Annotated in this window: 21 protein-coding genes; 8 read left to right on the top strand and 13 right to left on the bottom strand. The window is 38.1% G+C overall.

The features are described from left to right. Nucleotides 1–2 precede the first annotated feature (2 nt). Both rlmD and EIY84_RS04370 read right to left on the bottom strand, forming a co-directional pair. Complete coding sequence (gene rlmD / locus EIY84_RS04375; RefSeq protein WP_124640698.1) at nt 3–1,409, bottom strand: 23S rRNA (uracil(1939)-C(5))-methyltransferase RlmD; 1,407 nt, start codon at nt 1,407–1,409, stop codon at nt 3–5. Between the two features lie 78 nt (nt 1,410–1,487). Further along, nucleotides 1,488–3,002 (bottom strand): TlpA family protein disulfide reductase, encoded by a 1,515-nt coding sequence (locus tag EIY84_RS04370; protein WP_124640697.1) that lies wholly within the window; start codon nt 3,000–3,002, stop codon nt 1,488–1,490. A gap of 176 nt (nt 3,003–3,178) precedes the next feature. On the opposite strand from EIY84_RS04370, the gene EIY84_RS04365 reads away from it, so the two are divergent. Then, entirely contained in the window at nt 3,179–3,667 is a 489-nt protein-coding gene (locus EIY84_RS04365) for a thermonuclease family protein (protein ID WP_124640696.1), read from the top strand. A gap of 11 nt (nt 3,668–3,678) precedes the next feature. Here EIY84_RS04365 and EIY84_RS04360 read toward each other — a convergent pair whose 3' ends face one another. From EIY84_RS04360 to EIY84_RS04350, 3 genes are all read right to left on the bottom strand, one after another. Beyond that, nucleotides 3,679–6,366: a hypothetical protein gene (locus tag EIY84_RS04360; protein WP_164472015.1), complete on the bottom strand. Its 2,688-nt coding sequence runs from the start codon at nt 6,364–6,366 to the stop codon at nt 3,679–3,681. Nucleotides 6,367–6,466: 100 nt separating this feature from the next. Beyond that, nucleotides 6,467–6,913, bottom strand: a complete 447-nt coding sequence (locus tag EIY84_RS04355) for a hypothetical protein (RefSeq protein WP_124640694.1) — start codon at nt 6,911–6,913, stop codon at nt 6,467–6,469. Then, on the bottom strand, nt 6,837–7,190 hold the full coding sequence (locus EIY84_RS04350) for a hypothetical protein (protein WP_124640693.1): 354 nt from the start codon (nt 7,188–7,190) through the stop codon (nt 6,837–6,839). The genes EIY84_RS04355 and EIY84_RS04350 overlap by 77 nt, the downstream gene beginning before the upstream one ends. Before the next feature lie 452 nt (nt 7,191–7,642). Here EIY84_RS04350 and aspS point away from each other — a divergent pair, with 452 nt between their 5' ends. After that, nucleotides 7,643–9,388, top strand: coding sequence for an aspartate--tRNA ligase (gene aspS / locus EIY84_RS04345; protein WP_124640692.1), 1,746 nt, complete (start codon nt 7,643–7,645; stop codon nt 9,386–9,388). Between the two features lie 54 nt (nt 9,389–9,442). Here the strand turns inward: aspS and EIY84_RS04340 are convergent, their stop codons facing one another. The 3 genes from EIY84_RS04340 to EIY84_RS04330 all read right to left on the bottom strand — a co-directional run bounded on the left by EIY84_RS04340 (nt 9,443) and on the right by EIY84_RS04330 (nt 12,663). Beyond that, nucleotides 9,443–10,072 carry a response regulator transcription factor gene (locus EIY84_RS04340; protein ID WP_124640691.1) on the bottom strand — a complete coding sequence of 210 codons (630 nt, stop codon included), beginning with the start codon at nt 10,070–10,072 and terminating at the stop codon, nt 9,443–9,445. A 6-nt stretch (nt 10,073–10,078) separates the two neighbouring features. Beyond that, on the bottom strand, nt 10,079–11,821 hold the full coding sequence (locus EIY84_RS04335; protein WP_241154728.1) for a sensor histidine kinase: 1,743 nt from the start codon (nt 11,819–11,821) through the stop codon (nt 10,079–10,081). Between the two features lie 122 nt (nt 11,822–11,943). Continuing rightward, nucleotides 11,944–12,663 carry an SDR family NAD(P)-dependent oxidoreductase gene (locus EIY84_RS04330; protein WP_124640690.1) on the bottom strand — a complete coding sequence of 240 codons (720 nt, stop codon included), beginning with the start codon at nt 12,661–12,663 and terminating at the stop codon, nt 11,944–11,946. 161 nt (nt 12,664–12,824) lie between these two features. Here EIY84_RS04330 and menD point away from each other — a divergent pair, with 161 nt between their 5' ends. Continuing rightward, a complete protein-coding gene (gene menD / locus EIY84_RS04325; RefSeq protein WP_124640689.1) occupies nt 12,825–14,498 on the top strand; it encodes a 2-succinyl-5-enolpyruvyl-6-hydroxy-3-cyclohexene-1-carboxylic-acid synthase in 1,674 nt (557 codons plus the stop codon). Nucleotides 14,499–14,500: 2 nt separating this feature from the next. Here the strand turns inward: menD and EIY84_RS04320 are convergent, their stop codons facing one another. Both EIY84_RS04320 and EIY84_RS04315 read right to left on the bottom strand, forming a co-directional pair. Continuing rightward, nucleotides 14,501–15,127: an aminotransferase class IV gene (locus tag EIY84_RS04320; RefSeq protein WP_124640688.1), complete on the bottom strand. Its 627-nt coding sequence runs from the start codon at nt 15,125–15,127 to the stop codon at nt 14,501–14,503. Then, complete coding sequence (locus EIY84_RS04315) at nt 15,111–16,088, bottom strand: aminodeoxychorismate synthase component I (protein WP_124640687.1); 978 nt, start codon at nt 16,086–16,088, stop codon at nt 15,111–15,113. Before EIY84_RS04315 ends, EIY84_RS04320 begins: the two co-directional genes overlap by 17 nt. A 96-nt stretch (nt 16,089–16,184) precedes the next feature. On the opposite strand from EIY84_RS04315, the gene EIY84_RS04310 reads away from it, so the two are divergent. From EIY84_RS04310 to EIY84_RS04300, 3 genes are all read left to right on the top strand, one after another. After that, a complete protein-coding gene (locus EIY84_RS04310; protein WP_124640686.1) occupies nt 16,185–17,273 on the top strand; it encodes an acyltransferase family protein in 1,089 nt (362 codons plus the stop codon). 87 nt (nt 17,274–17,360) lie between these two features. Continuing rightward, nucleotides 17,361–18,326 carry an NAD-dependent epimerase/dehydratase family protein gene (locus tag EIY84_RS04305; protein ID WP_124640685.1) on the top strand — a complete coding sequence of 322 codons (966 nt, stop codon included), beginning with the start codon at nt 17,361–17,363 and terminating at the stop codon, nt 18,324–18,326. Nucleotides 18,327–18,335: 9 nt separating this feature from the next. Next, complete coding sequence (locus tag EIY84_RS04300) at nt 18,336–19,544, top strand: metallophosphoesterase (protein WP_124640684.1); 1,209 nt, start codon at nt 18,336–18,338, stop codon at nt 19,542–19,544. Here EIY84_RS04300 and EIY84_RS04295 read toward each other — a convergent pair. Beyond that, nucleotides 19,541–20,014, bottom strand: coding sequence for a hypothetical protein (locus tag EIY84_RS04295; RefSeq protein ID WP_124640683.1), 474 nt, complete (start codon nt 20,012–20,014; stop codon nt 19,541–19,543). The two genes, EIY84_RS04300 and EIY84_RS04295, sit on opposite strands and share 4 nt — an antisense overlap. Before the next feature lie 85 nt (nt 20,015–20,099). Here EIY84_RS04295 and EIY84_RS04290 point away from each other — a divergent pair, with 85 nt between their 5' ends. Continuing rightward, entirely contained in the window at nt 20,100–21,845 is a 1,746-nt protein-coding gene (locus tag EIY84_RS04290; RefSeq protein ID WP_124640682.1) for a hypothetical protein, read from the top strand. A 53-nt stretch (nt 21,846–21,898) separates the two neighbouring features. Here EIY84_RS04290 and metK read toward each other — a convergent pair whose 3' ends face one another. Together metK and EIY84_RS04280 are read right to left on the bottom strand one after the other, a co-directional pair. After that, nucleotides 21,899–23,176 carry a methionine adenosyltransferase gene (metK, locus tag EIY84_RS04285; protein WP_124640681.1) on the bottom strand — a complete coding sequence of 426 codons (1,278 nt, stop codon included), beginning with the start codon at nt 23,174–23,176 and terminating at the stop codon, nt 21,899–21,901. 186 nt (nt 23,177–23,362) lie between these two features. Then, a complete protein-coding gene (locus EIY84_RS04280; RefSeq protein WP_124640680.1) occupies nt 23,363–24,319 on the bottom strand; it encodes a LysR substrate-binding domain-containing protein in 957 nt (318 codons plus the stop codon). 138 nt (nt 24,320–24,457) lie between these two features. On the opposite strand from EIY84_RS04280, the gene EIY84_RS04275 reads away from it, so the two are divergent. Further along, nucleotides 24,458–25,942, top strand: a complete 1,485-nt coding sequence (locus EIY84_RS04275; protein WP_124640679.1) for a catalase — start codon at nt 24,458–24,460, stop codon at nt 25,940–25,942. The last annotated feature ends 194 nt before the right edge of the window (nt 25,943–26,136 follow it).

Here is a 26,136-nt window from a genome sequence, read left to right as displayed (position 1 = left end):
AATTATATTTTTTCCAACAAAGCGATGTTCTCCACATGATGGGTTTGTGGGAACATATCTACCGGCAAAATTTTAATCAAACGATAATCGTTTTTCATCAAATCAATATCTCTTGCTTGTGTTGCTGAGTTGCAGCTTACATAAACGATTCTTTTAGGCGAAAGTTTCAAAATTTGCTCCACCACCTTTTGGTGCATACCGTCTCTTGGTGGGTCGGTAACCAAGACATCGGCTTTGGGATGGTTGGCCAAAAACTCTTCGGTAAATACTTCCTTCATATCGCCACAAAAAAATTCGCAATTCTCCAATCCGTTAAGTTTAGCATGTTCGGTTGCGGCATCTATGGCCTCTTGCACGGCTTCTATCCCAATTACTTTTTTTGCAGATCGAGCAATGTATTGGGCAATAGTTCCGGTTCCGGTGTACAAATCATAGACCACTTCGCCTCCTTTTAGGTCGGCAAATTCTAAAGTTTTTCTATACAGATTTAGAGCTTGTTTGTAATTGGTTTGAAAGAAAGACTTGGCACCGATCTTAAATTTCAATCCGTCCATTTCTTCCATCAAAAATCCATCACCAAAATAGGTTTGAACATCCAAATCGTAGATCGAATCATTCTGTTTGGAGTTGATGGCAAATAGCAAAGTCGAAATCTGTGGAAAACGGCCTAGCAAAAACTGAAACAGCGCTTCACGATTTTCTTTCTCTTCCCTGTACAATTGGAAGAACACCATCCATTGGCCTTTGGAATTTTGTCTCAGCATCAAGCTTCTTAAGAAACCTTCTTGATTTTTGACATCAAAAAAGTCCAGCCCGTTTTCTTCTGCATATTTTTTCACCGACAAACGAATTTCGTTGGAAGGATCTTCTTGCAGATGACATTCGGTAAGATCCAAAATCTTACTCCACATCCCAGGGATATGGAAGCCTAGTGCATTTTTGTCTTGGAAATCCGTTCCGGAATTTACTTCATCCAAAGTTAGCCAACGCGCATTGGAGAAGGAGAATTCCATTTTATTTCTGTAATAATACTGTTCTTCGGCACCGAGGATAGGGAGAATTTCAAAGTCTGAGACGCCACCAATTCTGGTGATGTTGTTGACCACTTCATTTTGTTTGAACTCCAATTGTTTGGCATAGCTCAGATTCTGCCATTTGCATCCTCCACAAACACCAAAGTGCTTGCACAAAGCGTTTACCCTATCTGGAGACGGCTGAACGATCTCTAGGGCTTCGGCTTCGTAATATTTGGATTTGGATTTTTTCACTCGTGCATTTACCACATCACCAGGGACAGCTCCGGACACCAGAACGGTTTTTCCTTCTTCCGTTTTTCCTACAGCGACCCCTTTGGCACCTGCGGTTACCAATTGAATATTTTCTAGAATGATATTCTTTTTCTTCTTCATCTTCTTAAATTTTAAAAAGCCTTGTCAATCGAAAGACGACAAGGCTTGGATATGATTAAACCTCCAAATATTTTGGAATTACTTTGCCGGTTGAGGCGCTGCCATTTCTGGAGCCAAAATGCTAGGATCCATGTTTAGTTCAGCTTGAGGAGCTGCAGGAGCGGCTACTCCAGTTTCTTTGGTCATCGCTTCTATAAACTCAGGTTCTCCTAAATTGTATATTGGTTTTGAAGCAATTTTTCCGTCTTTGTTAATGATGACAAAGCTTGGCAATTTGAAACCGTAAATTCCGAATGCTTTGGCTGCTGCTGAATTCATACCGCCATCGGCATAGGCATGTGTTGCAGCAATTCCGTTAAGCAAAGCCTTGTGCGTTTTTGTAAATTGATCTTTGGTATCGTCCATATTGATGGCCACCAAATTGATTTTTCCGTTGTAGTGTTTCATAACATCCTTCAGAACAGAAACGGTGTTTTCGGCAATACCAGGATTCCAAGAAGCATAGAACATCACCAAACTTGGCTTTCCTTTAAGATCTGTAAATTTGAATGCTTTTCCATCTTCTTTTGTAAGAGCTGCATCTGGAGCAAGATCACCCAATTTAACTCCGGAAATCACAAATTGTAGGTGCTGAATGTCTTTTTTAACCGTTGCATCTTTAATGTTTTTCTCGATGATGTCGTTCACTTTCTTAACCATGTTTGCATCGGCACTTGGGGTGATGTCGGACTGAGCAATTACATACGCCAAAAGATAATCTTTTTCCAATTGAGAGATTTCTTTTTTTGAATTTAAGAAATCTGCAAAAACTTCAGAAGTGCTGGCATCTACATTGGTTTTCATTTTTTCTGCGGAGTATTTCATATACTCTTCGCCCATTGTGCTTAGCAAATAATTTCTGTAGGAAGGACTTTGTTGGATCAACTCGTCTTTGTTGGGCTGCAACTTGTTTTCGTAATCGGTAAATGCTTTTGACACTTTGAATGCCGGGTTGTTGGTTAGCTTACCGTAGTTCATTTTGTATTGAGACATGACATTAAGAAGGGTGGACACCAAGTCGTTTTTCTTCCATTTTACCACATCGCTATCGGCTTTTGTTGTACCAGCAACCTCGTCGATATTTTTATTAAGATCCGTTTCTATCTTTTGAATGGCTTTCAAGAATTCAGGTTCTTTTTTAGTCACCAAATCTTGCATATTAAATTTTTGAGCGTAGGAAACCAAAAACTTTTGAGTTTGCTTCAAGAAGTCGTTGTTCTCTTTCGCATCTCCTGTCACCACATATTCTGCCGGGAAATTGGCTGCATTACCGTTGATGTTTACAGTTTGTCCACCTTTCAGATAGATTAGGTTTTGTTTTCCGGCATAAGAAAGTACATAGATACCGTCTTTTGGAGCATCAAAACTTCCTGAAAACTTTCCGTCTTTGTCCAGTCCAATGTTAATTAGAGGCAAAGTTGCAACACCAGAACCTTCGATAAGTTCAATTCTTTCCAGAGGAGATCCCCCTGAAACCTTTCCTGTTAATTCTACTTTTTTAGAACAAGAAATAAAAGTTATTGCCATTAAAAGCAACAATAAATACTTTTTCATGAATAGTTTAAAAAATTTAATTTCGCAAAGATACTCTTTTCGTTATATCCATGAAATAGTTGCACATAATTATCTAAACTTTAACAAACTAAGTTTGAATTTTATATTCTCGTTGAAAAATCGATGATATTTCTATTTTTGCACATCCACAATCTGCATCTTTTAAAACATTTTTCATGAACATTAGAATCGGTTTATTTTTATGCCTTTTTATACACATCGTCTTACAAGCACAAAGACATCAAGCCAAAGTCATCGGGGTGAAAGACGGTGATACGATAGAAATTCTTTGGGAAGGCAAAGGCAAATCCGTGCGATTGGCGCATGTGGATTGTCCCGAGAAAAAACAGGCATTTGGGATGCGTGCCAAAGAATTTGTCTCCCGATTTTGTTATGGAAAAACTGTGGAGATCATTATTTCATCCAAACCCGATCGGTACGGAAGATGGATTGCCGAGATTTTTTACAACAACCAAAATCTAAACAAAGAACTGATCCGAAATGGTCTGGCTTGGCATTTCAAAAAATATTCTAAAGACGAGGTCTATGCCGAGTTGGAAAAAATTGCCAGAGGTAAACGACTTGGGCTTTGGCAAGAACAACATCCTATTGCCCCATGGGAATGGAGAAAAAACAAAAAAGACCAACGAAAAGTTGGCCTTTAATATTGTCCCGTTTAGAACTGTTTCTTTCTGATCTTTAATTCTTTATTTTTAAAATTAAAAATGAGTTTATTTGCAGTTTCGCCTTTCTTCAGCTGAATTTCTTGGTTGTTATTGACAATTTCGTAACGGTCATTCTGAATGTAAATTTTATAAAGACCTTCAATCAATTGGAAATTAAAATTACCATCAATGTCGGTTACCGCCACAAGAGTTTTTCCGGTTTTCAGATCCTGAGCATAGATGTTGATTCCCATAAAATCGGCTTTCTGATTGTCGTATTTGTCTTTTATCTGAATCATTTGCCCAACCAGAGGCATGGTTTTTACCACAGGAATTTCTATTGTTGTATTTTTTTTCACCGTTAGCTTATCCAAGCCCAGCAAAGGTATCCTTTGGTTGTTTTTGGTTACCGACAAAGTATAATTTCCCGGTGTCAAGTTGGCATATTTTACAAAACCTTTGGCATTGGTTAGTGCCACAATATTCTGGTTCAGTTTTACAATAGCATCGGATACCAAAGTTTCGTCGGGATCTATTTTATTGTTCAGATTTTCATCTTCGTAGATTTTCAAGGTCAATTTATTTCCTTTGGACGATCCCAAAGACATCTTAACTCCCACCTTGAATTGCAGGTTGCTGTATTGATACGAAGGATTCGTATCGTTGCCCCTTCCGTGGAAAAAATTATAATAGGCCATTCCGGTCAAGCTCCACGAAGGCGATAATTTGTAATCGATATTGGAATTCATGTACAAATTATCCGACCTTTGGCTGTTCATAAAATTATATCCCAAACTGAAATAACCGTTCAATTTATTTTTCATTGCATTGATCATGGTTCCCAAACTGGTCGAGTAATTGACAAAAGTACCTCCGTTGTACCAATTGAGATCGTAGGCATTGGTAGGGTTAATGTCTGCCGTTGCCGACCAATTGATGAATTTATACGAATAATTAAACACGAATCGTTGCGCAAAAACATTTCCAGAGCGGCTAGAAAATTGCGACAATCCACCGTCCCAAGACAAATTGAAATTATGAGATTTTAAGGATTTCCCAACATTCACACGCATTCTATACGCCTGATACTCTAAAGTATTGTAGACCGTACGGATGTATTGATAGGTATAATTGGGTGCCAACGACACACGCAGCCAACTCCCATTCCATCCCCATCCGGCTTCTATCAAATGATTTAGAAACTTGCTGTTTTCCACATAACCCAAAGCTTCCATATCGTTCAAATATCCTGAGGTATTGTTGCTGGTATTGTATCGGATGTAGAGGTTTTGACTTTTAGAAATTCTATAATTCAACATTTCGTCCATTGTAAAAGAGCCACGACGGACACCGGAGTAGTACGGACTGCTGTAATAATTGTTGGAATACAAAGAAAATTTAGGCTTCATCAATCGGTAATTGATTCCGGAAGAAAACCCTCGCTTGGATATCTTGTTGTTGACTCCGTCCAGAAACTCATCACTTAGTCCGGTCTCAAAACTTAGAACCTGTAGAGAATCGGTATATACAGGAGTTTTTAAGTTGACCAAATTGGTGGTTACTTTAGAAAAATTATTTTGATTGTACACATAATTTAACTGTACCGAATTCCCCGATTTGAAAAGATGTGTTGCTTGTACACCTGCCGTTTTCCCCGCTGAAACCCCGTTAGAAAAATCGGAATAAAGCATGTAATTGTTCTCCAATCCCAAAACTTCAACCGTATTTTTTTCACCCACTTTTGCACCCAATTTCAAACCACGACCGCTGATGTTGAAATCGTAATTCTGACCATAAATATTCCCCAAACTGGCGCTGTACTTAGAGTATTCCAGATCCAATCGGGTGTCATAGACATTGGTCTGCTTGGTGTTGCTGTAATAATCTACGGTCGAGTTGAATCCTATATTTCCATCTTCGCCAATTTTCTTTTCGTAATTGGTTCTAAATTTATAATAGGTGTTCAGATTGTCCGAATTGTTGTAGGATGCTTCTACATAATTTTTATACTGAACCGGGTTGTTGTCGTAATTGACCATACGATAAGTGGACAAAGAACGAATGGCCAATATCACCGATGAAACCATGGTATTGCTGGTCTCGTCAAAAACAGATACCGACAAATTGTAATCCGGATAATAGGTAATGTTTTGTCTTTTTTTCAGTTGAACGGTGATCAGCTGTTTTTCTTTGGAGTCCAATCTAAGAATTTGCTCTTCAGGAAATGCCGCAAGAAAATCATCGGGAGTCAACTTGATTTTCAGTTTCAACACCCTTGGAGCGTATGCTTGGTTTTCAACAAAAATTCTGAGTAAATTTTCGGGACTTGCCGGGTTGTAATACAGCTCACCAAGAGGCATGATGGACACAAAATCCATTTTCTCTCTAAGGAGGGTGAATCCTATTTTCTGTATTTTTTTTTCTCCATTTTCAGTAGAATAAACCAAATATTCGACTCTCGATACCTTGGATATCAAAAGGTCTTTGCCGGCAATCATCCTCACATTCAGTTCCTGAGAGTCATTGGCTGCAATTCTCTCATTGAAACTCGGCGAAAACAACAAGCCGGGATAGGCTTCTACCGCTTTTACACTGTCAATTTTCACAGGAGAAGAGCTTGTATTTTTCAGAACAATGACATTGGAAAACGCCTTTCCAGCTTTCAACAAAATGCTATCTTCCCTGAAGAAGGTCTCCAACCCTGCTGGCTTTTGGTCTTGTCCGTAAAAAAAATTGAAGAAAAAAAGACTTAAAAAAAATACTTTAGCGAAAAACTTCATGTCAAATTCTATAAACCAACTATTGGTTGGTAAAACTATAAATCACATTCAAAATATACGGTGTCGCTCCCGTCGTTTGTCCCAAAAGCACGGAGGTTTTGTCTGCAGGGATCACATATTTTAAAGAGATGTTTCTATTGAGTTCTGGTGAGGCTCCGGTCACAATGGCTTGTGGCGTTGTACTCAGATTTTTTGTGACAATTCCGGTTTGCCCATTTCCATTTTGGATTTGTACAATAGATGCCGGTACCGTAGTCGGAGTTCCGTTTAGAGTGAAAAAATTAGAAGACGATTTCACATAAATTTCATACGACTTATAATTGGTTACCAAAAGATGGTTGGGCATATTCTGGCTTTTACCGGTCTGATAATCAGAAGGTGAAGAAAAATTAAAATTCACATCCGGAGAACCTTGCAACACAATGCTGCTCAAAGACTGTGTGGTAATGGTAAATTCCAGTCGCATAATTTAGGGTCGAAAAACTCTGACTCGCTGCGCGTGCAAACAAATTAAAATTTCCCGTAGAAGACAAAAGTACCGGCGTACCTTCCTCTTCCGATTCAATAAAATTTTTCAAAGGGTTAAAATCTAAGAACACCATTTGTTCGTCCAACTTCGGAACCCCCAATTGGTGAAAATCTCCCAATCGAATGGTTACTGAAGCCGAAGAGGTACTCTGACCACTTGCGAACATCGGTAGAAAAAGCGCAATGAAATACTTGAGCAAAACGCTGTTTTTCATATACTTAAAGTTTAACATCAAAAGCAAAAGTGATGTCAAAGATAAAACACATTTACAATACAAAACAAGCAATTTGTAAAATAAACAGTAAGTGTTCTATTTTTTTGAAGATTTAATTAAATACTTCAACCTCTCTATCACTTAACCTGTATCAAATATACAATTTATTCCTGAAAAACAAAATATTTTTTATTTTTTTTTCAGAAAACCAGCATTCATAGGTATTAAACATTATTTAAGTCCTACTTTTTCAAGATAAAAACATCTTAAATCTACAAAAAAACCTCTTTTCTAAATTTTAACAACACAAAACCATCCGACTAAAAAAAATAAATACCACAAGTACGACAATTAAAACATCGCTTTTTGGACAAATTCTTATCTTTGCATCTTGAATTTTAGAAAGAAAAATCGTTTCCATACCTTAACTCAATAATATAACATTTAAGAATATGTTCCGTACACACACCAACGGCGAGCTTTCGCTGAAAAATCTAAACGAAGAAGTCACACTTTCAGGATGGGTACAAACCATCAGAGACAAAGGTTTTATGATCTGGATCGACCTTCGAGATCGCTACGGAATTACCCAATTGGTTTTCGATCAAGATCGTTCTACTGCCGAATTGATGGGCGATGCCAAAAAATTGGGTAGAGAATTTGTAATTCAGGTGAAAGGAAAAGTCATCGAAAGAGCTTCCAAAAACCCGAAAATCCCAACCGGAGAAATCGAAATCTTGGTTGATACATTAACCATTTTAAACGAATCTCAACTTCCGCCCTTCACCATCGAGGATGAAACCGATGGTGGCGAAGAATTGAGAATGAAATACAGATATTTGGACATCCGTAGAAATCCGGTGAAGGAAAAATTAATTTTCCGTCACAAGATGGCTCAGAAAGTGAGAAATTATCTTTCAGACGAAGGTTTTATCGAGGTGGAAACTCCAGTTCTCATTAAATCTACTCCAGAAGGTGCAAGAGATTTCGTGGTGCCAAGCCGTATGAATCCTGGACAATTCTACGCTCTTCCTCAATCGCCACAGACCTTCAAACAATTATTGATGGTGGGCGGTATGGACAAATATTTTCAAATTGTGAAATGTTTCCGCGATGAGGATCTTAGAGCCGACAGACAACCGGAATTTACCCAAATAGATTGTGAAATGGCCTTTGTAGAACAAGAAGATGTGATGAATGTTTTCGAAGGGATGGCAAAAGCGATGTTGAAAGAAGTGACCGATCAGGATTTCGGTTCTTTCCCAAGAATGACCTTTGCCGATGCCATGCAAAAATACGGTAACGACAAACCGGACATCCGTTTCGGGATGGAGTTTGTGGAACTGAACGATTTGGTAAAAGGTAAAGACTTCAAAATCTTCGACGATGCCGAATTGGTGGTAGGGATCAATGTAGAAGGTTGCGCCGACTATACCAGAAAACAAATTGATGAACTAATCGATTGGGTGAAAAGACCACAGATTGGCGCTACCGGAATGATCTGGGTGAAATACCAAAACGACGGTGTGGTAACCTCATCGGTGAATAAATTCTACAACGAAGACGACCTGAAAGCGATTGCTGAAAAATTCGGTGCAAAAGCCGGAGATTTGATGCTCATCCTTTGTGGTGGAGAAAATAAAGTGAGAACCCAACTTTCTGCCCTAAGAATGGAGCTAGGAAACCGTTTAGGTTTAAGAAAAGGAAACGAGTTTGCGCCACTTTGGGTGATCGACTTCCCACTTTTGGAATGGGACGAGGACACTGAAAGATTCCACGCGATGCACCATCCGTTTACTTCACCAAAACCAGAAGACATCGCCTTGATGGACACAGATCCTGGAAAAGTAAGAGCGAACGCTTATGATTTGGTACTGAACGGTAACGAAATTGGTGGTGGATCCATCCGTATTTTCGACAAAGACCTTCAAGCAAAGATGTTCGATTTATTAGGCTTCACACCAGAAGATGCAGAGGCTCAGTTCGGATTCTTGATGAACGCCTTCAAATATGGCGCTCCGCCACACGGAGGTTTGGCTTTCGGTTTCGATAGATTGGTTGCGATTTTGGACGGCAACGAAGTGATTCGAGATTATATCGCTTTCCCAAAAAACAATTCGGGAAGAGATGTGATGATCGATGCACCAAGTGCAATCGCTAACGAACAATTGGACGAACTGGAATTGAGATTGAAATAATCTTATTTTTAACATAAAAAAACGGGTTTTGATTAATATCAGAACCCGTTTTTGTTATAAATTCGTTTTGATTATTTCCACCAAATCCACCATATTTTCAACCTTCAACTTTTCGAAGATTCTTTTTTTCATGGTGCTGACGGTATTCTGTTTAATGTCCAACTTGTTGGCGATCTCCAAATTTCCTAAACCATCAGCATAGAGTTTACAGACCTCCAATTCACGATCGGTTAACGCATAAAGAGGATTTGCCAAGCTGGGATTCCGCAAGGAATCCAACAACAACGACTGTGTTTTTTCACTGAGATATTCGCCTTGACTGATCATTTTTTGCAGAGCATGGATAATTTCTTCTTCCTCACTCAGTTTAGACAAAAACCCGTGAGCTCCGGCACTCACAAACCTCAACGCCTGATTTTCATCAACACCCGAAAAAATTAAGATTAGAGTTTCAGGATTTTGAGTTATTATTTTCGGTAGAATTGAAAGACTGGATCCATCAGGAAACTGAGCGTCAACAATCGCAATATCAATGGGATTTTCCTGAATGCAAGACAAAGTTTGTCCCAAAGTAGAAGCCTGCAAAATTTCGACTTCAACATCCAGATCTTCCAAAAGAAAAACCAAACCTTGTCGGATCAAAGCATGATCATCGGCCAATAAAAAACGGATGGGTGATTTCATACTTTTTTATTTTTTCACTTGAAAATTAAACGAGAACGACACGGTTGTTCCTTTGCCCAATTCACTTGCAGCAGAAATTTCGCCATCAAATAGAGCTAGCAATTCTTTACACAAACTCAAGCCCAAGCCTGCACCTAAATTATCCACTTCTTCAGAAAGCACTCCTTGATAATACGGTTCAAAAATTCTTTCCAAATCCTCTTTGGCAATTCCGGCTCCGGTATCCGTAATTTCTGTTTTCAGAACGATCACCTCATCGTTCAGTTTTTCGGCTTGTGTATGCACTGTGATTTTACCTTTTTCGGTAAATTTATTGGCATTGGCCAAGATGTTTATGAAAACCTGATGCACTTTTGCCTTATCGGAATAGACCATAAACTGAGGATCTATCGTTTCTTGAACCAGCAACTGATTGTGTCTGGACTCTACATAAGGTTGGATTGCAGTAAGGATGGACGATATCTCGTTTTTCAAATTAAACACAACCGGAACCAATTTATTTCCTACCTGTTGGTTTTTGGTGTATTCTAAAATCTGATTGGCTTGTAACAATAGGGAATCGTTGGTAAAAGAAATGGATTTCAAATATTCCTGCACCGTATCGTCATTGGTTTTCTTAGCAATCCTATTGATGAACAGTCCCATAATTTTTAGAGGCGAACGAATTTCATGACTCAACATGCCTAAAATTCTATTTTTGAATTTCAAGTTTTCCTTGATTTCATTATTAGCTTCGTTCAACTTGGTTTCGTATTGGAAGGCGATTTTGGTAAAATAAAGGATCATCAAAGACATCAAAAACAAAAGTCCGAACAAGATCCAAAGCAACAGATATCGGGTTTTACTGGTTTTTGCATTTTGTTTGGCAAATTCATTTTCCAAATCGCTTTTAGAGGTTTTCGCTGCGGTATCATAGACTTCCATCATCCCGGCAGAGTACACGAAAAGATTGTTGAAGGCATTGAAGAATTTTTCATTATTCTCGCGTGCATTCTGATTGCGAATGGCTTTCACTTTTATCCTTTGCACTTCTTTGGTATAGTGGTTTACCACGGAGCGATACAGGCTGTCCATCTCATGTTTTATGTTGATGGCTTTTGGTGATGCTCCAGTTTTTATCGTTACCACAGTACTGTCTTTTTTTGTAGTAACATTACCAGCAACTGCATCTTTCAAACGGCCAAAAAGTCCTTTTTTCTTGGTTGAATCGGAGAAGGTTTTGGTCTCCACTTCTAATTTTCCAAAATCGTAATCCAGGTTGTACTTTTTAAGATTCGGAAGTGCTTCATTTTTTTTCAGAACAGTCTGTGTCGAGAGCAATCGCATAGAGTCGATTAGAACTTTGAGGTCATTGGGATTGGTAGTACGACGAGTTTTTTCGGAAACCAATTTACTAAACTTAGGATGTTGGTTATTGAATTGGCTGATGGACTCAATTTTAGAATTCAAATTGTTTAAAGAAGCAAAATAGGCGTCCAAGGATTTGGGATTGTCATTTTTAAGATAATCTTGTAGATGATCCTGAGCTTGGGAAAGTTCAACTTTGGCACCAGAAGTCAAACCTTCCAAATGCTGTACCTCTTTCAATTGTTTCTCAATAAACATCAGAGACTCCTTATTTTTGTATTCGTTGTAGAAAAATCCAGCGATTACCAACTGAACCAACAACACGCAAAAAATTAGTGAATACTGTACGACCTTTCTTTTCTTAAAATCCAACACGGGTGGATTATCCATTTCTATTTTCATTTGTTTCTTGTTTACACCAGAATAAAAGTGCCCTAAGATTTCTTAAATCAAAGTTCACAATAAGCGCTCCGGTAGAAGCCGTAAAAATAAGAAAATTATAAAAACAAGAAAACAAAGTATAATTATGGCAGTTTGGACACCAAATTTTCAGGTAGAAGCTTCAAAATCCAATAGATTATTTTCCATTTCCAATTCGGAACTTGGACAAAAGAAGAGCCGGCACCCACCACATGACGGGCAACATATTCGGGCTGCATGATCAGGTTTTTATTAAGATCCAAACCTTGATTAATTTTAGAATCGATGTAGCCCAAAATCATCACATTGACCACAACTTTCCTCGCCGACAACTCTTGTCTAAGACCTGCTAAATACTGTGTAAAAGCCGACTTGGTACTGCCGTACACAAAATTGGATTTCCTACCCCTAACCCCGGAAAGCGAAGAGAGACCTATGATTTTTTCTAAATTTTTATTGGCTCCGTCCATGGCAATAATGTTCAGGATGGACACCGCCCCAATGTAATTGACCTTCATCATGCGATGAGCTGCAGAAAAGTGACGCAGCGCTTCTTCGTTCTGAGACAAAAATCCGGCAGCATACACCACAATGTGTGGTTTGTAGGGTAAAGTTTCATAATATTTTTGATGCCCATCAAAATCTTCTGCATCAAAATACAAAACTTTTAATCTTTCGACAGCCAAATTGTTTTGTTGAATAAAATTTTCCAAAGCAACCAAATCCCGTGAAGCAGCCATCACAAAACAGCCCATATCCAGATACTTCATCATCGTTTGTTTGGCCACATCCGAATTGGCTCCGAGCAACAATACCGTTTTCAATAGTTTATTTTTTACAAAAATGACAAAACGAAATAACATTTAAGTTAAAAAATGATGAGAACTTTAACCTCGTGATGAAAATCCTTATTTTTTTTCTTTAAATTTGGAATTTTATACACAACAAAAAGTAGGAAACTACCGACTTCTCAGACCGTAGCATTATGAAAAAGTACTCTTCCAAAAGAAGCATACAACTACTCACCCATATCCTGAAGGAATATGGCATTAACAACATCATCATTTCTCCAGGATCAAGAAATGCGCCCATTGCCATACATTTTGCAGAAACCGACAGCTTCCATTGTTACAGTGTTGTTGACGAGAGAAGTGCCGCTTTTGTAGGCATGGGCATGGCGATGTCCGAGAAAAAACCGGTTGCCATAACCTGTACCAGTGGTTCGGCTGTAGCCAACTACTACCCTGCCATAACCGAAGCTTTCTATGCCAACATCCCTTTGTTGGTACTGACTGCAGATCGACCAACAGATTTTATTGATATTTTTGATGGACAAACCATCCGTCAGAAAAATATTTTTCATCAGCATTCTTATGGCGATTTTCAAATGATTGAAGATGAAATTGAAGATGCCGAGTTCATCAACAGAGAAATCATTCAAAAAGCGGTGGAATTGTGTATAGAAAAATCGGGACCGGTACACATCAACATCCCACTTCATGAGCCTTTGTACGATTTGGTTGCCGAGATACCGAGCTTTCCGAGCTTTGAAAAAAATCTACAAAAAAACCGGTACCAAATCCCGTCCCGATTGATTGCTGAATGGAACACCACCAAAAGAATTTTGATCTTGGTCGGTTCTCAGGCGCATTCGTCAGAGTTAAATGCGCAATTGGCACAACTGGCAAAAAACCATACGGCAGTGGTCCTCAGCGAGGCCAACTCCAACATTCACCACGAAAAATTTTTCCAGCATATCGACCGTTACATCTTCAACTTTACCGAAGAGGATTACAAAACTTATGCACCGGATTTGCTGATCACGGTGGGACAAAATGTGGTTTCGAAAAAAGTGAAGCAATTCCTAAGACAAGCCAAGCCCAAATCGCATTGGCACATTGATCCGTATTGGCAACCCGATACTTATTTTTGCTTGAGCGAAAAAATCCAAACCAAAGCCGAAGATTTTTTTGCTCAATTCATCGGTTCCGTAAACCTCGAACCACAAGCTTATCACAATCTTTGGTCTACACTGAAAGACAAAAGAGATAAAAAACACGATGCATTTTTGAACAAAGTAGGCTTCTCGGATTTTTACTTCTACTATTTATTGGCTCTGAAAACTCCTGAGCACTACAACATCCATTTCTCCAATTCGTCGGCGATTCGATATGCACAACTCTTCGACTATTACGACAAACAAGTCTATTGCAATCGTGGTACCAGCGGAATAGACGGCTCTACTTCTACCGCAATGGGATTTGCCATAAAAGACAAAAATCCTACGGTCTTGGTTACTGGAGACATCAGTTTTTTTTATGACATCAACGGCCTTTGGAATCCGTACATACCACCGTTTACACGAATTGTAGTTTGCAACAACGGACAGGGCGACATTTTCAAAATCATCCCCGGCCCGGGCAATACCAACGAAAATACTTTGAACGAATTCATCTCTACCAAACACCGTTTGAATGCCGAGCACATTGCTAAGCATTTCGGATACGGCTATGTAAAAGTAGATGACGACACCACTTTGGGTAGGGTTTTGGACAATTTTTTCAAACCGGACAGCAAGCCAAAAATTTTGGAAGTGTGCACCCAAGAAATTGAAAATTCTGAAGTTTTAAAATCGTATTTCGAACATTTGAAGTCCTAAATTCAGACTTCTAAATAAGCAGAACTTTCGGGGAGATTTTTTATTTTCTCAATGGGATAGACAAAAGAGTCATCCAGATTATTCATTGCATTGATGATTTTAAAATGGGAAAAATCCTTTAAATTTTGAAGGGTAATCGGACATTCTTTAATTTTTTTGGATTTCAATAAGGATTGACGCATCACTCCATTCAGGAGATGGGTATCTGGACAGTACCAGGTTTTGTCTTTTAAAAAAATCAGATTGCTGATCGAGGTATCGGTCAGGTGATTGTTTTTCACCAAGATTATTTCTTCGGTTTTTGCTGAATTTTTCAAACGATCCAACTCTTTTCTGTCTTCGAATTTGAAGGCATAATCCAACTGATTGGCTTCGACCAAGGCAAAGCTTTCTACTTCCGGCAAGGCATAGGGAATTAGCGAGCAGTTGTAATTTTTGTCCAAATCATAGGCGATTCTAAATTTGAAAAAACCGTCTTCATCCAGATCCAATTTTTTAAAAATCGCCATCAAGTCCAAGGAACCCATTTTTCCGAAATGAGAAAAAGTTTGGTTCACACGATGCTGATGAAATTCCAAAAGATGCATCTTTTGGTGCTCTACTTTTATGCTTTCAATAAATCGGGACATAGATTTTGTTTTTAACTTCTTGGTATTCGTCCTCTAATTTACTCAAATGTGTGATGCCACCACCACTTTTGAAATAAAATTTTTCATTTTCTTGTTCAATAAAACGAATCATGACACAAGAATCCAGGTTTTCGCCATCAAACCAACCGCAAACTCCGGTATAGAAACCTCTTTCATGCCCTTCAGCTTCTAAAACAATTTCTAAAGTTTTGGTTTTTGGTGCCCCCAAAATACTGCCCGCCGGAAGCAATTTCTTCAGTACAGATCCTATTTTATTTTGAAATTCAGGCTTTAATACTCCTGAAATTTCAGAGCTCATGGTCAAAAGATTTTTTTGTGCCGTCACCAAGTGATCGATCCTTTGAAACTCATCCACTACAACTTCATCGGCCACCATGCTCAGGTCATTTCTAAGCAAATCGACCACGGTGTAATGCTCCGCTTTTTCTTTAACATCGTTCTTCAAGACCTCAGCTGCATTTTCTACACTTGCATCGATGGTGCCCTTCATGGGATGGGTGAAAATTCGGTTCCCCTTGATTTCCACAAAGGTTTCTGGGGAGAAAAAAACAAATTTTTCGGGATATAGGACTTTATATTTCGCCTTGGATTGATGAAAAAAGTCAGCCAAAGAAAAATTGGTTTTCACTTCGGTTTTTCTGGTGTAGTTGGCCAAATAAGAATTCCCGTATTTTAAATGATTCTGTACTATTTCAAATCCCTTTTTATAGCTTTCTACATCTTCGATCAAGGCTTCAAATTCTAATTTTGGGGTTGAATAGGATTGAGTATCAACATTCGACATGCCTTTAAATTCTACCAAAACACCAGAGCTTTTTAGTTGATCTTCGGTGAAAACTTCCACCCGATCCATCAAAAAATTGATGATGAAAAAGAAAGGCTGCTTCTGCATGGACAAGTTGTCCATCTTTTGAAAAGAATGATGATCGATGTTAAACATGATGCAAAAATAAAGTATTAAAAATTAATTTTGCCATTCTTAAGAAAACCCTCATTTTTCAATTAATTTCCTATTTTTGAACTCTATTTCCCAAATATGAAAAGAGATTTATACATCGACTATGCCAAAGGCTTAGCTACGCTTTCCATCATCTTTATCCATACGGCTTTTTGGAGTGGACAGTTTTATATAAAAACCGAATTCCGGGTACTCTCCTTACTTTTTGATGTCCCTTTATTTTATGCACTCAGCGGATTGACTTCTGGAGGAAATATAGAAAAGACATTTTATCGGTTATTAAAATTACAGATCACCTACATGATTTTTGTGACTGTTTTATTTTTTGCCGATTATTTTTTCAAAGTTTTTGGTTTGTATTTTTTTGGTTTGGACAGCTTAAAAAGTTTCTACTCAACCTTCGGGACCAAATATACTCCAACAAGCATATCCACCATGCCGGCATGGGAAAACTTGGGCAACTGGTACCTGCACCAATACACCATGTGCGACACTTTTCCTGTGGTGATGGGCAGTTTTTGGTATCTGAAAGTGTACTATATCTTGACGGTTTTGGGGGTTTTAATATTAAAATTCTTTCCTAGACATATTTTGTGGTTCATCGGGATCTGTTTAGGTTATACGCTTTTCATCAACCTCAACACACAATACTACCCTACAGGTCAGGTGGGTTATGTTGCATTCTATCTCGGTTTATTTTTAATAGCCCATCAAATGAAAGGTAAAAAACTTCCAATAAATTGGTCTATTGTATTGTTCAGTTTATGGTTCCTGATCTTAATATATTTGTATGCCGATCTTGGCTACGAGGCTTTGATGAAGATGAACAAGGCCAAATTCCCTCCAAAACTCTTGTACATCTTCTGGTCAATTTTTTCGCTAACCGTATTGTTCACGCTATATAACCGACTAAAAATTGAGAAGCCGAACTTCATCACCAACATCGGGACCAACGCTATTTTCTTTTATTTTGCACAAGGTCTGAGTTCGTCATTAATTTATTTTGCAGTGGTTGGGTTGAAAGATCAAATGCCTTGGTACATTTTAATGGTCTTGATGTTTGTCCTAAACATTGCCATTGCAGTACAACTGGCAAAACTTGTAAAAAAACTGGATGATTGGGGTTGGAAATTCTTGTACAAACTGAAAAATTGGTCGGCGAAATAAGTTGGAATGAATCTCTCTCGATCCGTATTACAAGTCCCATAAAATTTATATTTTTAGTACATTTGCAAATTAAAATAAACAACAACAATGTCCAACAGTACAGAAAAAATATTAATCACCGGAGCTCTTGGTCAAATCGGCTCTGAACTGACGAATAAATTGGTAGAAATCTACGGCAAAGAAAATGTTATCGCTAGCGATATTGCTCAGCCGGAAAAAAACCACACCAATGCTGGTTTTTATGAAATCTTAGATGTTTCCAATACCGAATTGGCCAAAGAAATCGTTAACAAGTACCAAATAACCACGGTGTACCATTTGGCTTCTTTGCTTTCAGGAACTTCAGAAAAAAATCCACAATTTGCATGGAAACTCAATGTTGAACCTTTGTTAAATTTCCTAGAAATGGCGAAAGAACAAAAGCTGAATAAGATTTTTTGGCCAAGCTCCATTGCTGTTTTCGGAAAAGGAATCCCTAAGGAAAATGTAGGTCAGGATGTAGTCCTGAACCCGTCAACGGTTTACGGAATATCTAAACTAGCAGGTGAAAAATGGTGCGAATATTACAATGAAAAACACGGTGTCGATGTAAGAAGCATCCGTTATCCCGGACTTATTTCTTGGAAAACTCCTGCAGGTGGAGGCACAACGGATTACGCAGTTGAAATCTATTACGAAGCGGTCGAAAACGGAAAATATACCAGTTTTATCTCTGAAAACACCGCCATGCCCATGTTGTACATGGACGATGCCATCAATGCCACACTGCAATTGATGCAAGCGCCTTCCGAGAACCTTACGGTAAGAACCTCTTACAACTTAGGCGGAATGAGCTTTACCCCAAACGAGTTGGCTACAGAAATCAAAAAACACATTCCCGAATTCGAAATCGATTACAAACCGGATTTTAGACAAGCCATTGCCGACTCTTGGCCGGCTTCCATAGACGATTCTGTGGCAAAAAAGGATTGGGGATTGACCTACGAATTTGGCGTGAGCGAAATGTCCATCGACATGATCAAAAACTTAAAAAACAAATTCTGTAAATCATAACGATTAGTCATGCAGAAAAACATCTTAATTTTTATTGGTCTATTTTTTCTGCTGGAATTTTATGTCTATCAGGCATTCAAAACACTGGTTAATGCAACTTGGTCTAGAAATTTGTATCGGATAATTACCTTATTAATTTATGTTTTCATCCTCTTCAAAATTCTTACTTTTCAAAAAACAGATCAAGGAGCAACTTCAACCATACAACTTCTTGCAACAATAATCTTGGGTTTTATCGTGCCTAAGATTATTGTTGCCATTTTTCTTTTAAGCGATGACATCGTCCGTACTTTAGGTTACTTTTTTCAAAAATTCAACAATACGGCAGAACATTTTCCTGACCGTAGAAAATTCTTGAGCCTGCTTGGACTTTCCTTAGGAGGATTGGTCTCGGCGATGGTGGTGGATGGGGTGATTTTTGGTAAATACAGACATAAGGTGAGAACGGTGAGATTAAAACTTCGGCATCTTCCGAAAGCGTTTAAAGGATACAAAATTGTGCAGATCTCCGATGTCCATAGCGGAAGTTTCCTTCATCCAGATAGATTAGAAAAAGCCATTCAGCTCATCAACGATCAAGATGCTGATTTGGTAGTTTTCACGGGTGACATGGTCAATAATTTGGCCGACGAATTCCGTCCGTTCATCCCTCTTTTTTCAAAAATAAAATCCAAAGATGGCAAATTTTCCATCTTGGGCAATCACGATTACGGCGACTATGTGGCTTGGGAAAGCATGGAGAAAAAAAATGCCAATCTCCTACAACTTATTGATTATGAAAAACAGGCAGGCTTCAGAATGCTAAGAAATGAGGCTGTTGCCATAGAAAAAAATGGAGAAAAACTATACCTAATTGGGGTTGAAAACTGGGGCGAAAAGCCCTTTCCTCAGTTTGGAGATTTGAACAAAGCTACTGTTGGACTTCCTACTGAGTCGGCAAAGATATTATTGAGCCACGACCCCACACATTTCGACCAAGTGGTAAAAAAACATTCGTCCAACATACAACTTACTCTTTCTGGTCACACCCACGGTATGCAATTTGGCCTGGATCTAAAAAATATAAAATGGTCTCCGGTACAATACAAATATCCCAAATGGGCCGACTTGTACGAATCCGAAGGCAAATACCTCTATGTCAATCGAGGTTTTGGTGTGATTGGCTATCCCGGCAGAGTGGGAATTGAGCCTGAAATTACAGTTTTTGAATTGAGTTAATTTTCCTGAACTCCAACAACGGTAGCTTCAATGTCACAATGTTTTGGACAGTCTTTATTGCCTCCGCCAATGGTTATAAAATCCAATTTCCTTTTTCCGGTCATTTCATTTTGTTCGACATCTCTTACAATTCCATTGATCAATAAACAATGTATACCTTTTCCGTCGTATCCAAAATATACTCTGGCCTTTTCGTAATTATTGGCAACCATCAGGTTAAACAATTCTTTTGCTTGATTTTGTGTTAAGTCAAAATAACCTTCTGTTTGGTTATTCCCTGATAAACCTCTTTCTACACGATAATTTTGAAACAGCTTTCTGGCTTCTCGATATTCTAACACATCATTCGTTTGATCCGGAAGATCGACTGTTTCATATTTTCCTTGAACCAGTTTCAATAAGGTTTGGTAATTTCCCAACACATAGCCTACACCTAGAGAAAGTGCAGCTATCAATAATAATTTTTTCATGATTCGATGTTTTTAGTGTTACAAAGTTAATTATTTTTAATTTATTTCGTAATTTTATTCACTTTATTAAAGAAAGCGTTCCCAAATGTTAAATTTCAAAAAACTTTTCACCACTTGGGTTTATATTTTTCTTTTGCTAGAATTGTATTCTTGCAACAAAACACACACGAACCGTACTGGGCCTATTGATGTTGTTTTACAAGAAGCTGTTCGACAAAAAGACACTTTGCAAAATTCTCAAGCAGCCGATTCACTTTTAAACAAAGCGTTAGAAAAAGCCATTGTGCTTAATGATCCAAAAACCAATACACAATGCTATATTTCAATTCTGGAACACTCAGATCCCGAAAACATTAGTGACGAAAAAGGGTACGATCTTTATTCACAAGCCAAAGAAAACGCAGAAAAAAGCAACTCAACCAATTTGAAAAAACAGGTGTATTATGCGTATAGCAACTTTCTAATTAATAAAAACCAACCCTACAAAGCACTAAACTATCTAAACCTAACACTTAACAGTTCCGAAGAAAACCCGAAGTACAAGATCATACAACTCATTATCCTAAGCAAAATCGAAGAAAAACAAAACCTGCCGGAAGAGCAATTGCGAAATTTATTGGATGCCCATTATTTGGCCTATGATTTAGGACATGACTCCTTAAAAGTAGTGACTCTAGGGCTACTTTCCGATTACTATTATTTTCAAAAAAAATATGAAAAGGCATTAGAGTACAACATGAAAGTAAAAACTGAAATTTCACAATCCCAACCTATCGACTCTACAAAATGGTACTATGCAGAAGAAAACAGAGTGCTAATCCTGACTCAATTCCTAAACAACGAAGCCATTGCAGCAATCACAAAAAAAATCGTTCGATATGCTAAAAAACACAATCTAAAACAGCTGTCGTATAATGCACAAAGTTCATTAAGAACTTACTATTTCAACCAACTGGAATTTGGCAAATTAAAGCAATGGTACAAAGAAAATCCGGAAGATCTAAAAGCTCTTGAAAGCGACAGGCCCACCATCTACCACCGGATAAAAGCGGGAATTGCAGAGCATGACCGTGAAAAAGATTCGGCTATTTTTTATTGGAATTTAGCTAAAGAAGAAGACAATCTTAATCCGCATTTTCAATACAACTATTACTTACGAAAAGCAGAATTTGAAAAGAGAATGGGTCTGGAAAATGAAAAAATTAAAGATTTGGAAAAGGCTTTCCAGTATTGCTTACAAACCAACATCTACTCCAACCAAGTGGAGCTTGGCGAACAAATTGCCCAACATTATTTGGATCACCAACAAAGCGATAAAGCCTTTCAGATTCTCGAAAAACTTAATTCTGCAAAAAGTCAATGGATTAAGGTTTTGAGTAATGAAAACATTCAAAACATCGAACTCAATAACATACTTGCTCAGAAGGAATTGGAGCATCAAAAAAGTCAAGATGCTTTGGAAAGAAAACATTTCACCCAATACCTCATCATCATCCTATTCATCATTTTGGTGGCCATGGCCATGGTGGTAATTTCATTTTACAAAATTCCGGATTGGTGGATCAAATCCATGGGCTATATTTCCTTCATCATGTTTTTTGAGTTCATCATTCTTTTGGTCGATCATCAGCTTCACGAGATTACTCATGGAGCACCCATACCCATCTTACTTTCCAAAATCGTATTACTTTCTTTTCTTTTCCCTACCCATCATTGGCTGGAGAAAAAATTCATACAACTCCTCCTTAACGGGCACATTAGAAAATACATCATCAGCATTATTCAGAATTTAAAGTCAAAAAAAACGAAAAACATTCATTTGGATGAATAAAAAAGCAGCCTTAACGAGTAAAGCTGCTTTTCAATTATAAAATATTTAAAAATTTAAATTCCGAATTTTGCTTTTATAGCATCTACTTTATCCAATTTTTCCCAAGTAAAGAATTCTAAATCTTTTACAGTTTTTTCATTTGGCTTACCTGCATTGAAGGTTTTGTCTGCTACATAAGGCGTTCTTCCCATGTGTCCATAAGAAGCCGTTTCTTGATAAATTGGGTTTCTAAGTTTCAAATTCTTTTCAATGGCATAAGGTCTAAGATCAAAAATCTCGTTCACCAAGTTTGCAATTTCACCATCGTTCAGATTTACTTTCGCTGTCCCGTAAGTGTTAATGTACAAACCACAAGGTTTTGCCACACCGATTGCATAAGAAACTTGCACCAGAACCTCATCTGCAACACCTGCAGCCACTAGGTTTTTCGCAATATGTCGAGTTGCATAAGCTGCACTTCTATCTACTTTTGAAGGATCTTTCCCTGAAAAAGCACCACCACCGTGAGCTCCTTTTCCACCGTAAGTATCCACAATAATTTTTCGACCAGTAAGTCCTGTATCTCCGTGCGGTCCACCGATTACAAATTTCCCTGTTGGATTGATGTGATATTGAATTTGATCGTTGAACAAAGCCTGAATCTCTGGTTTCTGAGTATCTTTTACTCTAGGAATTAGAATTTCGATGATGTCTTTTTTAATTTTAGCCAACATTTCTTCTTCGCTATCAAAATCGTCGTGTTGAGTAGAAACAACAATGGTATCAATCCTAACCGGCTTGTGATCATCAGAATACTCGATGGTTACTTGAGATTTTGCATCGGGTCTAAGGTAAGAGATCTGCCCTGTTCTTCTTAGATCAGACAATTCCTTCAGGATAGAATGCGCAAGATCCAAAGCCAAAGGCATATAATTTTCGGTTTCGTTGGTGGCATAACCAAACATCATTCCTTGGTCACCAGCACCTTGTGCGTTGGCACGGGTTTCGAAATCGTCATTAGATACCACACGATCCACCCCTTGGTTGATGTCGGTTGACTGTTCGTGAATGGCCGAAATAACCCCACAAGAGTCACCGTTGAACATATATTCACCTTTGGTATATCCTATTCCGTTGATGACTTCTCTTGCAATGGTCTGTACATCCAAGTACGCATCGGACTTTACCTCACCTGCCAAAACCACCTGACCGGTAGTTACCAAAGTTTCGCATGCTACTTTAGAACTGGGATCATAGGCCAAAAAATTATCGATAAGCGCATCGGAAATTTGGTCGGCAACTTTGTCTGGATGTCCTTCTGATACGGACTCTGATGTGAATAAATAAGACATAATTTTTCTTGTATTTTTTAATTTAACAAATAGAAAAACAAGAAATGATTACAGCAGAAACTAAAATAGAAAGTCTGTTTTAGCATTTTTTTAGGAGGTTGCAATCAGTTCAAATTTTTCCTCTACTTTTTTAATGGAGCAAAATTACAGACAATAAATTGATTAACAAAGAAAACAAGCCTCTTTTTATTTTTTTTGAGGTTTAATGTTCACAAAATCTTCTGGCGAACTGTTATAGTTCAGCTTTGGATTAATGGTATTTTTTATCTCATTCACCAATTCGTCGATAATTTTTTGCTTATAGGTGGGTTTATAATAGATCACGCTAATTTCACGATACGGAAACGGCTTTCTGAACCTCATGACTTTTGACCTTTTCTCTTCTGAAAGCTGACTAACAGCCAACTCCGGTAAAATTGAAATTCCACCTACACGATCCACCATTTGCAACAATGTATGAATATTGGATGCCATAAAATCCAGATTTTTGGGTTTCAGGGTATTCTCTTTCAAATTGCAAATATTTTCAAATTGAGTTCTTAGACAATTCCCTTCTTCCAATAACCAAACTTTATCGATGTCTATTTCTTCCGGAATGACAAAAGAATCTTCGTTTTTCTTTTGTTGCGTTGCCGAATAGACCATGAGTTCTTCATTGAAAATAAAATCCTGGTAAAACTCATTGGCGGCATCATAAGGCGTTGCAATAATCCCCGCATCCAACTCACCGGATTTTAGAGACTTTATGATATTTTCCGTGGTCATTTCTTTCACATTCAGTTCAATCTTTGGATGCAACTGTAAAAAATCAAAAATTTCTTTGGGCAATATAAAAGTAGATACCGTTGGGATGATCCCCAAATTAAGTCTTCCTGCCAAAACATTGTTCAGAAGACTGGCTGTGTTTCTCAGTTCATTGACTTCATCTATCACTTTTCTGGCCTGATCCAAGATCTTCACCCCAACATCTGTCGTCCGGATAGGATGAGTCGTTCGGTCGAATATTTTCACATCCAACTCGTCTTCTAACTTTTGAATCATTGCACTAAGGGTCGGTTGGGTAATAAAACACGCTTGTGCTGCCTTACCAAAATGTTTGTACTTATCTACCGCGATAAGATATTCTAATTGCTGAATGTTCATTGGATATATATTATCTATCACAAAGATATTACGATTTTTCTTTTATTTCTAATTTTTCGTGGTAAATTTGGGTGGACAAAAAAATACAGGATACACCACTCTTTATTTACTTGTATTTTTCATACAAATCTCTTCATTATGAGCAACAAAAAATTAACTTCAGCACAAGGAAACCCTTATTTTGAGCATCAAGACTCGCAAACCGTAGGACCTAGAGGCCCTGTATTGTTACAAGATTTCATGTTGCAAGAAAACTTAGCACACTTTGTCCGCGAGAGAATCCCAGAACGCGTGGTTCATGCAAAAGGCAGCGGTGCTTACGGGACATTTACGGTAACCCAAGACATCAGTTCTTATACCAAAGCAAAGCTATTTTCTAAGGTGGGCAACTCGTGCAGAACCTTCACCAGATTTTCTACTGTTGGTGGAGAAAAAGGCTCAGCCGATACCGCAAGAGATCCGCGAGGTTTTGCCACGAAATTTTATACCGAAGAGGGGAACTGGGACATTGTTGGAAACAACACTCCGGTTTTTTTCATAAAAGATGCTAAAAAATTTCCCGATTTCATCCACACTCAAAAACGAAACCCCAAAACCAATTTGAAAAGCCACACGGCGATTTGGGATTTTTGGAGTTTGAATCCCGAAAGCTTACATCAAGTTTTAATTTTAATGTCGGATCGAGGTACGCCGTACGGTTACCGCCACATGAACGGCTACGGCTCTCATACCTTTTCCATGACCAATAACGACAACCAACAAGTTTGGGTAAAGTTTCAGTTTAAAACACTGCAAGGGATAAAAAATTGGTCGGATGACGAAGCGACGAAATTAGCGGGAGAAAATCCAGATTTTGCTCAAGAAGACCTTTGCCAATCTATAGAAAAAGGACAATTTCCACAATGGAAGCTGTACATTCAGGTTATGTCTGATGAACAAGCAAAAGAATTCCGCTGGAATCCTTTTGATGTTACCAAAGTATGGCCTCATCAAGAATTTCCACTTATCGAAGTAGGCATTTTAGAACTCAACGAAATCCCGAACAATTACTTTGCGCATGTTGAGCAGGCGGCTTTTTCACCAAGTCAGATTATAAACGGAATAGGATTTTCTCCCGACAAAATGCTGCAAGGCAGAATATTTTCCTATCCCGATGCACAACGCTATCGCTTGGGTGCCAACTACCACCAACTTCCGGTAAACGCCTGTCCATACGGCTATCACAACTATCAAAGAGACGGCGCAATGGCAACCAACCCAGCCGGTGACACACCAAATTATTCTCCAAATAGTTTTGATGACATTGTTACTGATGAAAAATACAAAAACAACAATTACGAATTGGACAGCAATTGGGTAGGACACTACAATAGAAATGAAAACGAAGACGATCACTATACTCAACCAGGACTTCTATATACTAAAGTCTTAAATCCTGAAGAAAAGGGACGGTTAATACAAAATATTATTGATCATATGAGCAAAATTTCTGGTCCTAAACGAGAGGAAATCATCAACAGGCAACTCTGCCATTTCTTCCGTGCCAATATTGAATTAGGAATGAAGATCGCCATGGGACTCAACATTAATATAGACACCAACACCTTGAATCATTCAAAATAATATACAATTATTTTTAACAATTTACACAAAAAAAGAAAGTGATTTCTATCATTTTCTTTTTTTTATTATGAACTTGTTTAATGTTTCCTAATCAAAATACAACAGAATGCGAGCAGATGAAAATCCCTCCAATGTTTTTCTTTAGTTTCATATCGTATTAATAGCGCTTTAAAGCTATCTATCCAAGCGTTCAT

The sequence above is a fragment of the Amniculibacterium aquaticum genome (assembly GCF_003852705.1).
GTDB lineage: Bacteria > Bacteroidota > Bacteroidia > Flavobacteriales > Weeksellaceae > Amniculibacterium > Amniculibacterium aquaticum.
Note: the sequence above shows the minus strand (reverse complement) of the source record. Positions and strands in the feature narration are given on the sequence as shown.

Bases quoted from the DNA above. Each gene is read 5' to 3' on its own strand.
- rlmD (WP_124640698.1), bottom strand. From the start codon at position 1,409: ATGAAGAAGAAAAAGAATATCATTCTAGAAAATATTCAATTGGTAACC.
- EIY84_RS04370 (WP_124640697.1), bottom strand. From the start codon at position 3,002: ATGAAAAAGTATTTATTGTTGCTTTTAATGGCAATAACTTTTATTTCT.
- EIY84_RS04365 (WP_124640696.1), top strand. From the start codon at position 3,179: ATGAACATTAGAATCGGTTTATTTTTATGCCTTTTTATACACATCGTC.
- EIY84_RS04355 (WP_124640694.1), bottom strand. From the start codon at position 6,913: ATGCGACTGGAATTTACCATTACCACACAGTCTTTGAGCAGCATTGTG.
- EIY84_RS04350 (WP_124640693.1), bottom strand. From the start codon at position 7,190: ATGAAAAACAGCGTTTTGCTCAAGTATTTCATTGCGCTTTTTCTACCG.
- aspS (WP_124640692.1), top strand. From the start codon at position 7,643: ATGTTCCGTACACACACCAACGGCGAGCTTTCGCTGAAAAATCTAAAC.
- EIY84_RS04340 (WP_124640691.1), bottom strand. From the start codon at position 10,072: ATGAAATCACCCATCCGTTTTTTATTGGCCGATGATCATGCTTTGATC.
- EIY84_RS04335 (WP_241154728.1), bottom strand. From the start codon at position 11,821: ATGAAAATAGAAATGGATAATCCACCCGTGTTGGATTTTAAGAAAAGA.
- menD (WP_124640689.1), top strand. From the start codon at position 12,825: ATGAAAAAGTACTCTTCCAAAAGAAGCATACAACTACTCACCCATATC.
- EIY84_RS04320 (WP_124640688.1), bottom strand. From the start codon at position 15,127: ATGTCCCGATTTATTGAAAGCATAAAAGTAGAGCACCAAAAGATGCAT.
- EIY84_RS04315 (WP_124640687.1), bottom strand. From the start codon at position 16,088: ATGTTTAACATCGATCATCATTCTTTTCAAAAGATGGACAACTTGTCC.
- EIY84_RS04310 (WP_124640686.1), top strand. From the start codon at position 16,185: ATGAAAAGAGATTTATACATCGACTATGCCAAAGGCTTAGCTACGCTT.
- EIY84_RS04305 (WP_124640685.1), top strand. From the start codon at position 17,361: ATGTCCAACAGTACAGAAAAAATATTAATCACCGGAGCTCTTGGTCAA.
- EIY84_RS04300 (WP_124640684.1), top strand. From the start codon at position 18,336: ATGCAGAAAAACATCTTAATTTTTATTGGTCTATTTTTTCTGCTGGAA.
- EIY84_RS04295 (WP_124640683.1), bottom strand. From the start codon at position 20,014: ATGAAAAAATTATTATTGATAGCTGCACTTTCTCTAGGTGTAGGCTAT.
- EIY84_RS04290 (WP_124640682.1), top strand. From the start codon at position 20,100: ATGTTAAATTTCAAAAAACTTTTCACCACTTGGGTTTATATTTTTCTT.
- metK (WP_124640681.1), bottom strand. From the start codon at position 23,176: ATGTCTTATTTATTCACATCAGAGTCCGTATCAGAAGGACATCCAGAC.
- EIY84_RS04280 (WP_124640680.1), bottom strand. From the start codon at position 24,319: ATGAACATTCAGCAATTAGAATATCTTATCGCGGTAGATAAGTACAAA.
- EIY84_RS04275 (WP_124640679.1), top strand. From the start codon at position 24,458: ATGAGCAACAAAAAATTAACTTCAGCACAAGGAAACCCTTATTTTGAG.